14 protein-coding genes and 1 tRNA gene are annotated in these 13,677 nt (G+C 68.8%); 6 read left to right on the top strand and 9 right to left on the bottom strand.

Going from position 1 to position 13,677, the window contains the following annotated elements; genetic code table 11:
• Window positions 1-6: 6 nt before the first annotated feature.
• Window positions 7-765 carry an amino acid ABC transporter ATP-binding protein gene (locus U1T56_RS11490; protein WP_418159614.1) on the top strand — a complete coding sequence of 253 codons (759 nt, stop codon included), beginning with the start codon at window positions 7-9 and terminating at the stop codon, window positions 763-765.
• Window positions 766-779: 14 nt separating this feature from the next.
• On the opposite strand, the gene U1T56_RS11485 is transcribed toward U1T56_RS11490, so the two are convergent.
• The 4 genes from U1T56_RS11485 to otsB all read right to left on the bottom strand — a co-directional run bounded on the left by U1T56_RS11485 (window position 780) and on the right by otsB (window position 4,999).
• The gene (locus U1T56_RS11485) at window positions 780-1,997 is read right to left on the bottom strand and encodes a polysaccharide biosynthesis protein (RefSeq protein ID WP_418159613.1); all 1,218 of its coding nucleotides are present in this window, start codon (window positions 1,995-1,997) and stop codon (window positions 780-782) included.
• A 164-nt stretch (window positions 1,998-2,161) separates the two neighbouring features.
• Window positions 2,162-2,572, bottom strand: a complete 411-nt coding sequence (locus U1T56_RS11480) for a hypothetical protein (protein WP_418159612.1) — start codon at window positions 2,570-2,572, stop codon at window positions 2,162-2,164.
• A gap of 218 nt (window positions 2,573-2,790) precedes the next feature.
• Window positions 2,791-4,263: an alpha,alpha-trehalose-phosphate synthase (UDP-forming) gene (locus U1T56_RS11475; RefSeq protein ID WP_418159611.1), complete on the bottom strand. Its 1,473-nt coding sequence runs from the start codon at window positions 4,261-4,263 to the stop codon at window positions 2,791-2,793.
• Window positions 4,244-4,999: a trehalose-phosphatase gene (otsB, locus tag U1T56_RS11470; RefSeq protein WP_418159610.1), complete on the bottom strand. Its 756-nt coding sequence runs from the start codon at window positions 4,997-4,999 to the stop codon at window positions 4,244-4,246. The genes U1T56_RS11475 and otsB overlap by 20 nt, the downstream gene beginning before the upstream one ends.
• Before the next feature lie 60 nt (window positions 5,000-5,059).
• Between otsB and ygfZ the strand changes: the two genes are divergently transcribed.
• Entirely contained in the window at window positions 5,060-5,995 is a 936-nt protein-coding gene (gene ygfZ / locus U1T56_RS11465) for a CAF17-like 4Fe-4S cluster assembly/insertion protein YgfZ (RefSeq protein ID WP_418159609.1), read from the top strand.
• Between the two features lie 266 nt (window positions 5,996-6,261).
• Here ygfZ and U1T56_RS11460 read toward each other — a convergent pair.
• A tRNA-Met gene (locus tag U1T56_RS11460) sits at window positions 6,262-6,336 on the bottom strand.
• Window positions 6,337-6,442: 106 nt separating this feature from the next.
• Window positions 6,443-7,267: an SDR family oxidoreductase gene (locus U1T56_RS11455; RefSeq protein ID WP_418159608.1), complete on the bottom strand. Its 825-nt coding sequence runs from the start codon at window positions 7,265-7,267 to the stop codon at window positions 6,443-6,445.
• 154 nt (window positions 7,268-7,421) lie between these two features.
• Between U1T56_RS11455 and U1T56_RS11450 the strand changes: the two genes are divergently transcribed.
• Window positions 7,422-8,378 (top strand): hypothetical protein, encoded by a 957-nt coding sequence (locus tag U1T56_RS11450; protein ID WP_418159607.1) that lies wholly within the window; start codon window positions 7,422-7,424, stop codon window positions 8,376-8,378.
• Window positions 8,379-8,514: 136 nt separating this feature from the next.
• The gene (locus U1T56_RS11445) at window positions 8,515-9,402 is read left to right on the top strand and encodes a DMT family transporter (RefSeq protein WP_418159606.1); all 888 of its coding nucleotides are present in this window, start codon (window positions 8,515-8,517) and stop codon (window positions 9,400-9,402) included.
• A 73-nt stretch (window positions 9,403-9,475) separates the two neighbouring features.
• Here U1T56_RS11445 and U1T56_RS11440 read toward each other — a convergent pair whose 3' ends face one another.
• The gene (locus U1T56_RS11440; protein ID WP_418159605.1) at window positions 9,476-10,204 is read right to left on the bottom strand and encodes a UdgX family uracil-DNA binding protein; all 729 of its coding nucleotides are present in this window, start codon (window positions 10,202-10,204) and stop codon (window positions 9,476-9,478) included.
• 123 nt (window positions 10,205-10,327) lie between these two features.
• Window positions 10,328-10,882, bottom strand: a complete 555-nt coding sequence (locus U1T56_RS11435; RefSeq protein WP_418159604.1) for a DUF1269 domain-containing protein — start codon at window positions 10,880-10,882, stop codon at window positions 10,328-10,330.
• Window positions 10,883-11,120: 238 nt separating this feature from the next.
• Between U1T56_RS11435 and U1T56_RS11430 the strand changes: the two genes are divergently transcribed.
• Both U1T56_RS11430 and U1T56_RS11425 read left to right on the top strand, forming a co-directional pair.
• Window positions 11,121-11,903, top strand: a complete 783-nt coding sequence (locus U1T56_RS11430; protein WP_418159603.1) for a 3-hydroxybutyrate dehydrogenase — start codon at window positions 11,121-11,123, stop codon at window positions 11,901-11,903.
• Between the two features lie 7 nt (window positions 11,904-11,910).
• Entirely contained in the window at window positions 11,911-12,948 is a 1,038-nt protein-coding gene (locus U1T56_RS11425) for a patatin-like phospholipase family protein (RefSeq protein ID WP_418159602.1), read from the top strand.
• Window positions 12,949-12,957: 9 nt separating this feature from the next.
• Here U1T56_RS11425 and U1T56_RS11420 read toward each other — a convergent pair whose 3' ends face one another.
• Window positions 12,958-13,509, bottom strand: a complete 552-nt coding sequence (locus U1T56_RS11420) for a hypothetical protein (protein ID WP_418159601.1) — start codon at window positions 13,507-13,509, stop codon at window positions 12,958-12,960.
• Window positions 13,510-13,677: the final 168 nt, after the last annotated feature.

Raw genomic sequence — 13,677 nt, 5'->3', positions numbered from 1 at the left:
GGAAACATGAACCAGACTCGGAACGACAGCGCACCCAGCATCGTGCTGCGCGACGTCCACAAGTGGTACGGCGAGTTCCACGTCCTCAAGAACATCAATCTCGAGGTGATGAAGGGACAGAAGGTCGTGGTGTGCGGGCCCTCGGGCTCGGGCAAGTCGACCATGATCCGCTGCATCAACCGCCTCGAGGAGCACCAGCGCGGCCACATCGTCGTGGACGGCATCGAGCTCACCAACGACGTCAAGAACATCGAAGCCATCCGCCGCGAGGTCGGGATGGTGTTCCAGCACTTCAACCTGTTCCCGCACCTCACCGTGCTCGAGAATCTGACGCTCGCGCCGATCTGGGTCCGCGGCATCCCGAAGAAGGAGGCCGAGGAGACGGCGATGTTCTATCTCGAGCGGGTCAAGATCCCCGAGCAGGCACACAAGTATCCGGGCCAGCTCTCGGGCGGGCAGCAGCAGCGCGTAGCGATCGCACGGGCGCTCTGCATGAAGCCCAAGATCATGCTGTTCGACGAGCCGACTTCCGCGCTCGATCCCGAGATGGTGAAGGAGGTGCTCGACGTCATGGTCCAGCTCGCGCGCGAGGGCATGACCATGATGTGCGTGACCCACGAGATGGGCTTCGCCAAGTCGGTCGCCGACTTCGTCGTGTTCATGGACCGCGGCGAGATCGTCGAGATGGCGCCGCCTTCCGAGTTCTTCACCAATCCCAAGTCCGATCGCACCAAGCTGTTCTTGAGCCAGATCCTCTCGCACTGACGACCACGCGGACGTCAGCGGCCGCGGAGCTGCGGGGTCACGAGGCAGAGCATCAGGCCGGCTTGGCAGAAGGCGCCTGCCGTGGTGCCGGCGACCAGGCCCGCGAGGCCCCAATGCGCGCCCATGATCCCGGCGACGACGGCGAGCCCGAGGCACGCCCAGCCGACGAAGTTACCGAGCCAGATCGTCCGCTCGCTCGCGAGCCCCTGCATCGCGGCATGGGCGAAGGCGCCGAAGAGCTTGCCGAGTCCGGCCAGGATCACGACGGCAAGGAGGAGAGGCGGGGTCGCATACTTGCCGCCCAGCACCCACGCCTCGACCCATGGGGTCGCGAACGCCAGGATCACCCCCGCGAGCAGTGCGATGCCGCCGACGAGAAGCGCTTCGTGAAGCAGGAGCCGCCGTCGTTCCGCCGCCGTCGCGGCATCGCGCAGATGCGGAACCAGGGTGCGCCCGACGCCGAACTGAAGCATCCGGAAAGGAGCGATGACGATGGCGGCGAGAACCGCGAAATGCGCGAGGTCCTGGCCTGGCAGCAGAAGCGGGATCGCGAGCCGCTCGAGGTTGAAGAACAGGATGGCGAGCCCGCTGATGCCCGTGATCGCGAGCGCTTCCCGCCAGTGGAACGGCACGGCCGTGGCGGAGGGCGGCCGGGACAGGAGATAGGCCCAGCTCCAGGCGGCAAGGCCCATGAGGCCCAGCACGAACAGCACGAGCACGGACCTGGGGTCGATGCCGCCCGCGAGCAGCGCCGAAAACGCGGCCGCCAGCAGAGGCAGGCCCGCACCCTGCGAGATCATCGTCGAGAGAAGGAACCGGCGCTCGCTCTGCAGCCGTGCCGAGGCCAGGAGCGTCAGGCTACCGGCGACCGCGCCCGGAACGATCAGCGCCACGATGCCGGGCGTCATGTCGTAGGCGAGGAGCGCCACCATAGCGAGAGCGACGGCCACCAGCACGGCGCTCGCGATGCCGCGCCGAAGAAGCGCCGGTGTCGCCGGCAGGTCGTGGCGCACCACGACCCGCTCCTGGCCGAGCGGCCCCAAGGTCTGGCCCAGCATCACCGCCGTGACCGCGAGGGTGACGTCGGCGAAATCGCTCACGGACAGGGTCCGCGCCAGCAGCAGGTTGGCCAGCGCGAACAGGCCGCCGAGCGCTGCGGAGAGCGCGCTGGCCTGCAGGCTCGCCGAGGTCATCACCCGGCGCGCCAAGGCGAAGGGGCGTCTCGCGTGCATCGGGACCGACGCCGCCCGGGCCATCAGCAGCGTCCCCGAAGGGCCGTGGTCGAGGTCATTCTCGCGCAGGGCTCCTGTGTTGAAGACGAGATGCCGGGATCATGGCGGGGCTGGCACGGGTTGCACCCCACGGAGCAGCTTGTCAATGCACGGGAGAGTGCTACTCAGCCTTTTGTCTCGGCCGTCGGCATGTCGTGGGCGGCTCCGGCCGCGAACGCGGCGTAACTCGCGAGAAGCGCATCGAGCGCCTTGAGGGAGCCCGCGAGCGGATAGGTGATCTCGGCCTGCGGCATGGCGAGCGTGATGCTCTGTCCGTTGGCGAGCGCGTGCAGGTCGCCCTCGAGCAGCGTGATCAGAACCCCGTCGTCTCGCGCCTGCGCCTGCCGCTCGATCGGCGGCTGGTCGTCCACGTGCGCTAGCACCGTGATGGCGCCCTCGGGTAGGCGCCAGGCATCGTTCTGGACCAGAAGGTAGAACTCGCCGTCCGCCAGCATGATCTTGAGCCGGCCGGCCCGGCCGGCGAGATCGTACCATGCGGTCACGGCGCACAAGGGCTGTCCTTGCTCGAGCCGCATGCATGCCGGTTCCGACCACGCCAGCGCCGGAGCAGCGGAACCGAGCAGAGCGAAGGCGGCAAAAGCGGAGCGGAGCATGCTTGCCTCACCATCTCGGGCACGGCGTGCCCGAGTGTAACCTGCAAGCGACATACGGCAAGCCGACTCCGCGCATCGGCGCGGTGGAACAGCAGGTATTTTCCATAACGTACATTATTCGATATTCGACTGCACCTCCATCAGGAAGTCTCGTGCTCCCCTTCGAGCGCCGCGAGGTATCGCCGGCGCCACGCCGCGACGTCATTGGCGCGTACCGCAGCGAGCAGCCGGCGGTGCCGTTCCTGGCGCTCCTCGAGCGTCATGGTGAGCGCACGGTCGAGCGCTTCGGCCACGGCGCCGACGTCGTACGGGTTCACGACGAGAGCGCCGTCGAGATAAGCGGCGGCACCGGCGAAGCGCGAGAGGACCAGCACACCCGGATCGTTCGGGTCCTGGGCCACGACGAACTCCTCGGCCACGAGGTTGAGGCCATCGCGCAGAGGTGTGACCAGCCCCACCCGGGCGAGCCGGTAGAAGCCTGCCAGCGTGCGACGGGAATGCGTGCGGTTGAGATAGCGCAGCGGAATCCAGTCCGCCTCGGCGTAGCGGCCGACGATGTGCCCGACCAGCCGCTCGATGGTCCGGCGCATGTCGCGATATTCCGGCAGGTCCTCCCGGCTGGGCGCCGAGATCTGCATCAGCACCACCTTGCGGCGATGCTGCGGATAGTCCGCGAGCAAGGAAAGATAGCCGCGCAGCCTTTCCACGATGCCCTTGCTGTAGTCCAGCCGGTCGACGCCGATGATGAGCGCCCGACCATCCAGGCTCGCCTGCAGCGCGTCGCGCTGCCGCCGCGCCTCGGCCGACTGGGTCAGCCGCTCCACCTCGCGCACGTCGACCCCGATCGGCACCGCCTCGACCTCGATGGTCCGACCCTCGCGCCGGAACCGGTCTTCGGCCAGGACCTCGGCCCCGAGCTCGCGCCGGGCGTAGTCGACGAAATGGTCTCGATCCGTCGGCGTCTGGAAGCCGGCCACATCGTAGGCGCACAGATCCTGGCCGAGCTCGTGATGCCAGGGCAAGGTCAGGAAGATCTGCGCGGGCGGGAACGGCACGTGCAGGAAGAAGCCGAGCCGGCCGGCAAAGCCCAGCCGCCGCAGCTCCCGGCCGAGTGGAATGAGATGAAAGTCCTGAACCCAGACCCGGTCCTCGGGCCGGAGCCGCTCCATCAGCGTCTCGGCGAACAGCCGGTTGACCGCGGCGTAGGTCCGGTACCACTCGTGCTCGCACGTGGTGAGATCGATCCGGTAATGCAGGAGCGGCCAGAGCGTGCGGTTGGCCATCCCGCCGTAATAGGCACGGTGCTCCGTCCTGGTCAGATCGATCAGCACGTAGGTGATGCCGTCCTTCTCCACCGTGCGCACCTGCCGCTCGGCCGGATCGGTGACGAGCTCGCCGCTCCAGCCGAACCAGATGCCGCCGTGATCGCGGAGTGCGGCCTGCACGCCGACCGCGAGCCCACCGGCCGAAGCGGCCTGACGACCGGTCGGGACCGAGACCCGGTTGGAGGCGACGACGAGGCGTCCGCCGCGCTCCTTCTGCCCCGACTTGCCATCGCCGGCCCGGGCCGAGCTGCCGCGAGCAACCGGCACTTTAGCGGGCGAGCGAAGCATGGAGCCATCGGCGGAGCGCGCCGATATCGGCGAGGCATCGGCGAGCTTCGGTCGGATGATCGGCTGCTCCCACGCGTACACTGATTCCCCCCCGTCGATTGACGACCAGAAAGCCGGCCTCGTCGGTCACGTCGTCGCCGACGAACACCGGGTCACGGCCGGCGAATTCGGGCAGCGCCAGCAGATCCTCGATGGCGCGTCCTTTGTCCCTGCCGGCGGGAAGCAGCTCCACGACCATCTTCCCCTGCTGCAGGCGGAGCGTCCCCCCGCTCTCCTCCGCGAGCCTGGCAGCGAGCACTGCCGCCTCCTCGGCCGCGGAAGGCGCCAGCCGGTAGTGGAGCGCCACCGTTAAACGCTTGTCTTCCAAGAGAGTTCCGGGATTGCGCGCGACGAACGAACGGAAGGCGGCACGGACCCGCTCGAGGGAATCGTCCGCAGCCGCGCATTGCACGAGGCTGCCGTCGTGACGCCGCAGCTCGAGCCCGTGCAGGCCGGCGACGGTCAGCCTGAGCGGCGCCAGGAAATGGTCGATGTCGGCTACGCGCCGGCCGCTGATGATCGCCACGGCACCATTCAGCCGGACGAGGAGATCGCGGAGGAGATCGCGCAGCTCGTCGTCGGCGCGCGCCTCGGCCGGTGTGGGGGCTATCCCGACCAGCGTGCCGTCGTAGTCGAGGAACAGGGCGCTGCGATCGAGGTCGAGCGGCGGCGGTTCGGGAAGAAGAGGCTTGTTCATCCTCGTCGTTCACCCAGATTTCGGAAGTGCCCCATCAGATGCGAAAGCGAGCCCTTCACCATGTCCGATCCACGTTGCGTCGTCCTGGCGAACCGGAGTGTCGTCCGTCTCGTCGGCGAGGACACGCGGGGCTTCCTCCAGGGCCTCGTCAGCAACGATATTAACCTCCTGGCAACGAGCCGGTCACTCTATGCAGCGCTGTTGACGCCACAGGGCAAGTATTTGTTCGATTTTCTGCTCCACGAGGCCGCGGACGGTGCTGTCCTCCTCGATGGCGAGCGCGAGCGGCTGCCGGCGCTGATCCAGCGTCTTTCCATGTACCGGCTGAGAGCCAAGGTCGCGATCGAGGACGCGAGCGCCGGGAAGGCGGTTCTGGCCGTGCTCGGCCGCGAGGCGGCAGGCATCTTCGATCTGCCGCCGCAGGCCGGTGCCGCACGGGTCGAGGGCGATGCGGTACTCGCGGTCGATCCCCGCACGGCCGAGCTCGGCGTGCGGGTCGTGCTGCCGCGCGCGGACCTGGACGGCTTCGTGGCGGCGCACGGGCTCGCCCCTGCCCCGTTCGCGGCCTACGACCACCTTCGCCTCGAGCTCGGCGTGCCGGACGGCAGTCGCGATCTGGTGGTGGAGAAATCCATTCTGCTCGAAAGTGGCTTCGAGGAGCTGCACGGCGTCAGCTTCACGAAGGGCTGCTTCGTCGGCCAGGAACTCACCGCGCGCACCAAGCATCGCGGCCTCGTCAAGAAGCGGCTCGTTCCGGTGCGGATCGAGGGCCCGGTGCCGGCGCCCGGCACGCCCGTCTTTCGCGGCGGGCGGGATGCCGGCGAGATGCGCTCGGCGCTCCAGGAGGCCGGCCCCGGTAGCGGTGCCATCGGCCTCGCCCTCCTACGGTTGGAGCAGCTCGGCCCCGATGCTGCGGCTACAGGACCGCTCGTGGCCGGCGATGCCGTGCTGATCCCTGCCCCGCCGCCATGGCTGCAGCTCGAGCTGCACGAGTAAGGCACACCCGGGCCGCAGTGGGACGCCTTCCCGGCAGCCCGTTGCGGGAACTTTCCTTCCGGACCGCTGCGCCGGTGCTCGCGCGGCGGAACGCCCGTCGGCCCGTGCCATGGCCGGGCTGAGGCTGGACAGGATGATCGGCCGTACCGTCGAAGGCCTGTGCTGCAAGCGGCTTTCTCGACTCAGGGTAGGTCAAGGGCCGCCTGGCAGCTCTCACCAGCTGAGAGCCCGAGCCGATGCTGCGTCAGAGGATGGAAGGGTCAATCTGGTAGCGGAGGAGGGATTTGAACCCCCGACCAAGGGATTATGATTCCCCTGCTCTACCGCTGAGCTACTCCGCCACGCTTCGCTCCGGCCCGGCGGGCCGGGGCGCCCGCGTGATCTAAGGTGGGGTGAGGCGGCTGTCAAGCGCCTCGCCCGCGCCGATCGATGCGGGCACTGCGGGCATCAGTCCTCGAGGCGGATCATGGGCCGCGGCGGGTCGCCCGCGCCCTGCACGGACTGGTCGAAGTCGACGAGCGCTCCGCTCATCGGCACGCTCTCGTCCGAGGCCAGGAAGGCCACGGCGCGTGCGACCTCGAGCGGCTCGAGCAGCCGGCCGAGCGGCAGTTCGGCCCCGGCGCGCTCGAGCCAGTCCGGCGGGGCGTTGTGCGCCTTCGCCTGGATCGCATGCTCGCCCGGCGTGTTCATCCAGCCGATGTTGAGACCGTTCACCCGGATGGAATCGCGCATGAGCGCGTAGGCCACGTTCTTCGTGAGGATGCCCAAGGCCCCCTTCGAGGCAGAATAGGCGGCGAGGAAATGCTGGCCGCCATAGGCCGAGGTCGAGAGGATGTTGACGATGGTACCGCCTCTGCCCTCGCGGCGCATCACCTTGGCCGCGGCCTGGATCAGGAAGAAGGGAGCGCGGACGTTGACCGCGAACATCCGGTCGAACAGCTCGGGGCTCGTGTCGAGGATGGTGCCGCGGTCGGTCAGCGCGGCGGCATTGACGAGGCAGTCCACCCGGCCGAAGGCCTCGTCGCAGCGCCGCACGATCTCGCGCACCTGGTCGAGCTCGGCCAGCTCCGCCGGCACGAACACGGTCTTCGCCCCCATCGCCTCGAGCTCGGCCTTCACCTTCTCGCCCCGCTCGCGGCTGCGTCCGGTGATGACGATCGCTTCTGCCCCGCGCGCCACGAACAGCCGGGCGATCGTCTCGCCCAAGCCTTGCGTCCCGCCGGTGACGATCGCGACCTTGCCCCTGAGCTGCTGCGGCTCCTGGCGCTCCATGAGACCTCCCCTCTTCCCGCGTTGTCCGAGGCCGGACACTAGCGGGGCACGCGGACGGTCACAATGGCGCAGGGCTCGGCTGCCGGGCTTGCCCGATCGGGCTCTCCTGTGCTGTTGACGGCGGCCGATCGATCTTCTGCGGGGAACGGGAGCGATGACGCCACAACCCAACCTGACGCCCGAGATGCTGGAGCTGCTCGAGCGGCGGCTCGCAGACAATGTCGGCGAGCGGGTCGAGCGCACGCTCAAGATGCGCTATGCCGGGATCGTGGGTGCGGTCCTGTTCGTCCTGGGCCTTGCCGGCTATAGCTGGGTCGAGAACCTGGTCGTGAAAGCGATCGGGCCGGTCTCGAAGGACGCCGAGCGGACGATCGCCCTCATGAACGTCCAGCTCGACCTCGCCAAGGACAACAAGAAGAAGCTCGATGCGCTCGTCGAGCAGATCAACAGCGACGCCGCCGAGGCGCAGCGCAAGATCGAGAGCTTCCAGGCCCGGCTCGCCAAGCAGCAGGACGAGTTCGACAAGACGCTGGAAAGCATCAACGACCAGTTCGGGACGATCGTCATGCGCCGGCGCGAGCTCGAGGCCGACCTCGCCCAGAACAGCCGCGGTGTCATGACCTCGCTCGCCGAGACCAGGGCGGCGGTGGCCGATCTCGCCAAGCTCGCCAACGACCTCACCCGGCTCGCCGCCGCCGGCCGCGAGGATGCGGCGCAGGAGGCGCAGCGGCTGCAGGCGGAAGCGCAAGCGATCCTCGAGCGCGCGCAGCGCGCGGTCACAGGGGACCATCTCGCCACCGTGTTCGTCCAGTACGGCAAGAGCGTGCCGGTCGAGCTCGCCCATGGCCTCGCCGAGAAGCTGCAGGGCAAGGGCTACATCGTACCCTCGGAGGACCGCATGCCGGTCGATGCGCGCGAGGTGCGCTTCTTCTACCCCGCCGACCGCGAGGCCGCGAACCAGCTCGCCCGCGACGCCATGGCCGAGCTCCAGGCCATGGGCTTCGCCAACATCGTGATCGACGTGCGCGACTTCACCGGCTGGGCCAAGGCCAAGCCGCGCGCCGGCACGCTCGAGCTCTGGATAGCGCTGCCGCAGGACGGCACGGGCTGAGATGGACCGCACGGGGCCGGTCGAGCGCTCCCTTCCCGTGCCGGGCCGGCTGTGTCCCGACAGCGGGCCGGATGGCGCGTTCGGCTCGGTTGCCTCACGGGCTGGCGGACCCGAACCTGAACCCGGAGCACCGCCGTTGAAGCTCGGGGATGTGCTCGCCTATCTGTTCCTGGCCGTCACCTGGGGCTTCTCCTTCCTGGTGCTGCTCGAGGTCACCCGTGCGTTCGGCTGGGTGGGCGCCGTCACCTTCCGCGCCTTCGTCGCGAGCACGACGCTCCTGGCAGTGGCGGCCGTGACCGGACGAAAGCTCGACTTCGGCGCCGGCTGGCGGCCGCTGGTCGTCGTCGGCGCCACAACGGTCGCGGGGCAGCTCATCGGCCTCTCCTTCGCCACCCCGCGCATCGGGACCGCCACGACGGCGATCCTGGTCGCGGCGATCCCCTTGTTCTCCATGATCATCGGCAAGCTGTGGGGCATCGAGTGCATCACGCCGCGAAGCCTCGTGGGTTTGGTGTTCGGCTTCGTCGGGATCGTTCTGCTCGTGGGCTTTCCGGCCGTGCCGGTCACCGGCTCCTTCGTCCTGGGATGCGTGAGCGCGCTGCTCGGTTCGTTCTCCGCCGCATTCGGCAGCAGCTACGCGAGTCGCCACCTGCGAGCCGTCGGATCCTGGGAGGTGACCATCGGCTCGTTCCTGTCGGGCGGGCTCTTGACCTTGCCGTTGCTGCTCGCGGTCCCGGTCCCGACGCCGCCCCGCCCCGTCGACTACATGCACCTGCTTCTGCTCGGCAGCGTCATGAGCGCTCTCAATTATGTGCTTTACTTCCGGCTGGTATCCACCATCGGGGCAACCAGGACGATCAGCGTCGAGTTCGCCGTGACCATCGTCGCGGTCCTCGCCGGCGCGCTCCTCCTGCGCGAGCCTCTGTCCGCCGTGCAGATCATCGGCGCCGTGATCGTCGTATCCGGCTGCACGCTGGTCCTGGGGCTCGTTCCCTGGAAAGCAAGGCCAAGGGCACGCGCTTAGCCGTCGTGGATCATCACGACCCGCCTCGGCGGCCGTAGCCCCGACGCCGTCCAGAAGAGCAGCTCGAGGACGTTCAAAACAGCGAGAACTGCCCCTCGCCGCCGGAGGCCTTGCGCCCGCCGCGGCGGGGTTTCCGCTCCGCCTCGCGTGCAGGCGCCCCCTCGGGCAAAGCCGCCACCGGCCGGGCCACCTCCGGCTTCTCGACCGGCACCGGCGGCCCTTCGGCGATCATCCGCAGCTCCTGCACGAACCGCGCATACTCCAAGGCCTTCGCCCGCTCGTCCGGCACGCGCAGGAGGAACGAGGGGTGGACCGTGACGAACAGGTGGCGGTCGGGCGGATAATGCTGGAAGCGGCCGCGCTCGCGCCCGATCGTCGCCACCCGGCCCATGAGCGCCTGGGCGGCGGTCGCGCCCATCGCCACGATGAGCCGCGGCTGGACCAGCTCGATCTCGCTGAACAGCCAGAATTTGCAGGCCTCGATCTCGCTGCGGTCCGGCTTCTGGTGGATGCGCCGCCGGCCACGGAGGATGAACTTGAAGTGCTTGACCGCGTTGGTGAGATAGATCCGGCGCCGGTCGATCCCGACCTCCTCGAGCGCCCGATCGAAGAGCTGACCCGCCGGGCCCACGAACGGCCGACCCTGGCGGTCCTCCTGATCACCCGGCGCTTCGCCCACGAACATGAGCTCGCTCGGCGCCGGCCCCTCGCCGAACACCGTCTGAGTCGCGTCGGCGAACAAGGGGCAATTCTGACAGTGCAGGGCCTGCTCGCGCAGATCGGCCAGCGCTGTGTCGGCCATGATTCCTCTCCGAGCGGACAGGGGGCGGCCTCATGCTCGGGTAGAATGGGCACCACTGCGGCAGGTTCCCCGCTCATGGGAAAAAGGCTCGGGCGGCCCACGGCGCGCTGCCTGCCTCTCGGCTCAGATCGCGGTGGCAGCCCCCGAGGCTGCTTGCTCCGTGCTGGCGTCGCTCAGCGCCTTCTTGAGCGCCGCCTCCTGCTCGTTGCTGAGCGAGGTCTGGAGCACGTGGCCGTGCACGCCCTGCTCGCGCAGACGCTGCAGCACCTTGTCGCCCGTCACCTTGCGGATCAGCAGGAACAGGGCGGAGCTGTCCGGCTTGATCGTGCTGCCCAGGCGACGGATGAAATCGTCGTCAATGCCGTAGTCGGAAAGCTGCCCGGCGAGCGCGCCGGTCGCAGCACCGATGCCGCCGCCCACCACCGCCCCGGCGAGCGGGTTCAGGAACAGGAGCCCGACCAGCGCCCCCCACAGGGCACCCGAGGAGCCGCCGCTCAGCGCTCCCATCTTCGTGAGCGGCACCATCTGCTTGAGCTGGATCTCGCCCTCGGGCGGGCGGATCACCACGCAGGCATCCTCGAGCTCGATGAGTTGCTCCTTGCTCATGGCGGTGAGCTGGTGCAGCACCTGATCGGCCATATCGGGCCGGTCGAACGCGACCACGACGAGATCGGCCATGCCTCTTGCTCCCTTGCTGCTGTGAGCGGTCCGTCCGCGGGACGGCAGAATCCCCACCCTCACGAGGACCATAAGCCGACGACGACAACAATCCAACCGCGGCCGCGGTGCCACGACAGGAGCCGGACGAGCATTCCCATCGGCTACGGGCCTGTGTAGACCGCTGCACGAGGCGAGACCGGACGCGCGACCGCGGCCGGTCCCTCTCGGGGATCGTCGAGCGCCGAGGAGGCAAGGAATGCTGAAGGGCAAGGTCGCCGTCGTCACCGGCTCCACGAGCGGCATCGGGCTCGGGATCGCGGCAGGGCTCGCGGGCCAGGGTGCGGACATCGTCCTCAACGGCTTCGGCGATCCGGCCGCGATCGCGAGCCTGCGCCAGAGCCTCGCCGAGCGGCACGGGGTGCGGGTGCTCCATCACGGCGCCGACATGACGCGGCCGGAGCAGATCGCCGACCTGATCGCCCAGGCGACCAGGGAGCTCGGCCGGGTCGACGTGCTGGTCAACAATGCCGGCATCCAGCACGTGGCGAAGGTGCAGGACTTCCCGGCCGAGAAATGGGAGGCCATCATCGCGATCAATCTCTCGGCCGCCTTCTATGCTACCAAGGCCGTGCTGCCGCAGATGCTGGAGCGCGGCTGGGGCCGGATCGTCAACATCGCCTCCGCGCACGGCCTCGTCGCCAGCGCCGAGAAGTCGGCCTATGTCGCCGCCAAGCACGGGCTCGTGGGCTTCACCAAGGTGGTGGCGCTGGAAACGGCGACGACCGGTGTGACCTGCAACGCGATCTGCCCCGGCTGGGTGCTCACCCCGCTCGTCCAGCAGCAGATCGACGACCGCGCCGCGCGGGAGGGGATCCCGGTCGAGCAGGCGAAGCGCGAGCTCCTGGCCGAGAAGCAGCCCTCGCTCGCCTTCGTCACCCCGGAGCAGATCGCCGGCATGGTCGTGTTCCTGTGCTCGCCCGCGGCCGACCAGATCCGCGGCCAGGCGCTCGCGATCGACGGCGGCTGGACGGCGCAGTAGGCGTTCCATGCGGAAGGACGGCGACACTGCTTCCAACCGGAAGCGGATCAATCTGGCGCTGCAGGGCGGCGGTGCGCACGGCGCCTTCACCTGGGGGGCGCTCGACCGCCTGCTCGAGGACGGCCGGCTCGAGATCGCGGGCATCTGCGGCACCAGCGCGGGTGCCATGAACGCGACGGCGCTCGCCTACGGGCTCGCCCGCGGCGGGCCCGAGGAGGCGCGCGCCGTCCTGAACCGGTTCTGGAGCCTCGTCGCCGAGCGGGCGCTGTTCAGTCCGTTCCAGCCGACCCCACTCGATCGCCTGGTCTCGAAGGGAGACATGGAACTCTCGCCGAGCTGGCACTTCTACGACGCGCTCTCGCGCATGGTCTCGCCTTATGTCGCGAACCCGCTCAACTACAACCCGCTCGTCGACATCCTGGACCAGGTCGTCGACTTCGCTTGGCTCAAGCGCAACCTGACGATCAGGCTGTTCGTCTGCGCCACCAACGTCAAGACCGGCAAGATCCGCGTCTTCAGCGGCGAGGAGATCTCGGCGAAAGCCGTCATGGCCTCGGCCTGCTTACCGTCTTTGTTCCAGGCGGTCGAGGTCGAGGGCGAGTATTACTGGGACGGCGGCTTCATGGGCAACCCGCCGATCTTTCCTCTGATCTACGAGACCGACTGCGAGGACATGCTGATCGTCCAGATCAACCCGATCGAGATCGAGCATGTGCCGATGACGGCGCAGACGATCGTCGACCGGATCAACGAGATCTCGTTCAACAGCTCGCTCATGCGCGAGATGCGGGCGATCGCCTTCGTGCAGAAGCTCCTCGCCGAGCACCGTATTCCGCGCGGCCGCTACAAGGACGTGAAGATCCACCTCATCGAGGCCGAGGAGGCGATGCGACCTCTGGGTTACTCCTCCAAGCTCAACGCGAGCGCCGACTTCCTGTGCTGGCTGCGCGCGCTCGGCCGCGAGCGCGCGGGCCTGTTCCTGGATGAAGCCTACGACAAGATCGGCGTCGCGAGCTCGGTCGACATCGCCGCCAAGTTCCTCTGAGCTGCCGGCTCAACCGCCGCTCGGCGTCGATCCCAGGCCGGCGCTCGGGCTCTCGCGCCGCTGCAGGAGGTAGAACAGGTTCACGGGGGTGTAGTCCGTGAGCGACAGCGACACGGTCACCGTCTCGCCGGGCCGCACCGCACCGTCTGTGAACACCACCGCGTCCAGGGGCTCGTCCTCCATCTGCACGGTCCGGAACCGGTCGGCCGTGAAATGCCGGGACGCCGCCGTCGCCTGGCCGAAGGACAGCCCGTCCTCGTAGGTGCTGGGTCTCGCGAGATCCTCGCGCAGCTCGAGCTCGAAGCTGTACCAGACCCGTGCCGTGCGGTTGGTGACGATCTTGCGCAAGGAAAAGCCCATCTGGCCCGGCCCCTGCAGCGGGCCGCCGATCCGGTCCGCGAGCCCGCGCACGACGAGGATCGCGGGCCCGTCGTCCGTGATGTCCTCGTAGAGGACGAACGGATCGGACGGCGTGCCCCGGCCGGAGCCGCCGCGCAGCACCACACCGCCCAACTCGTCGCTGAAGGTGATGCCGGCGAGCGTCACCGGCGCCGCCCGCACCGCCCCCGCCGAGGCCAGAAACGCGGCTAGGGCGATTCCGCCGAGGCTGCGGCGCCGACGGCTGCTGCCGGCGTCGTTTTCCTGGGACGATGCGGGCGGAACCGGCTCGCGTGCCGCCGGTTTAGGCGGTGCTGCGATGCCCGCCGGTGACAGCGCGGGCGGGACGAG

Source organism: Benzoatithermus flavus (genome assembly GCF_037908215.1).
GTDB classification, from domain to species: Bacteria; Pseudomonadota; Alphaproteobacteria; order Geminicoccales; family Geminicoccaceae; genus Benzoatithermus; species Benzoatithermus flavus.
This window is presented reverse-complemented; position numbering and strand designations above follow the sequence as displayed.

Bases quoted from the DNA above. Each gene is read 5' to 3' on its own strand.
- U1T56_RS11450 (WP_418159607.1), top strand. From the start codon at position 7,422: ATGACGCCACAACCCAACCTGACGCCCGAGATGCTGGAGCTGCTCGAG.
- otsB (WP_418159610.1), bottom strand. From the start codon at position 4,999: ATGAACAAGCCTCTTCTTCCCGAACCGCCGCCGCTCGACCTCGATCGC.
- U1T56_RS11435 (WP_418159604.1), bottom strand. From the start codon at position 10,882: ATGGCCGATCTCGTCGTGGTCGCGTTCGACCGGCCCGATATGGCCGAT.
- U1T56_RS11475 (WP_418159611.1), bottom strand. From the start codon at position 4,263: ATGCTTCGCTCGCCCGCTAAAGTGCCGGTTGCTCGCGGCAGCTCGGCC.
- U1T56_RS11485 (WP_418159613.1), bottom strand. From the start codon at position 1,997: ATGCACGCGAGACGCCCCTTCGCCTTGGCGCGCCGGGTGATGACCTCG.
- U1T56_RS11440 (WP_418159605.1), bottom strand. From the start codon at position 10,204: ATGGCCGACACAGCGCTGGCCGATCTGCGCGAGCAGGCCCTGCACTGT.
- U1T56_RS11490 (WP_418159614.1), top strand. From the start codon at position 7: ATGAACCAGACTCGGAACGACAGCGCACCCAGCATCGTGCTGCGCGAC.
- ygfZ (WP_418159609.1), top strand. From the start codon at position 5,060: ATGTCCGATCCACGTTGCGTCGTCCTGGCGAACCGGAGTGTCGTCCGT.
- U1T56_RS11455 (WP_418159608.1), bottom strand. From the start codon at position 7,267: ATGGAGCGCCAGGAGCCGCAGCAGCTCAGGGGCAAGGTCGCGATCGTC.
- U1T56_RS11430 (WP_418159603.1), top strand. From the start codon at position 11,121: ATGCTGAAGGGCAAGGTCGCCGTCGTCACCGGCTCCACGAGCGGCATC.
- U1T56_RS11425 (WP_418159602.1), top strand. From the start codon at position 11,911: ATGCGGAAGGACGGCGACACTGCTTCCAACCGGAAGCGGATCAATCTG.
- U1T56_RS11480 (WP_418159612.1), bottom strand. From the start codon at position 2,572: ATGCGGCTCGAGCAAGGACAGCCCTTGTGCGCCGTGACCGCATGGTAC.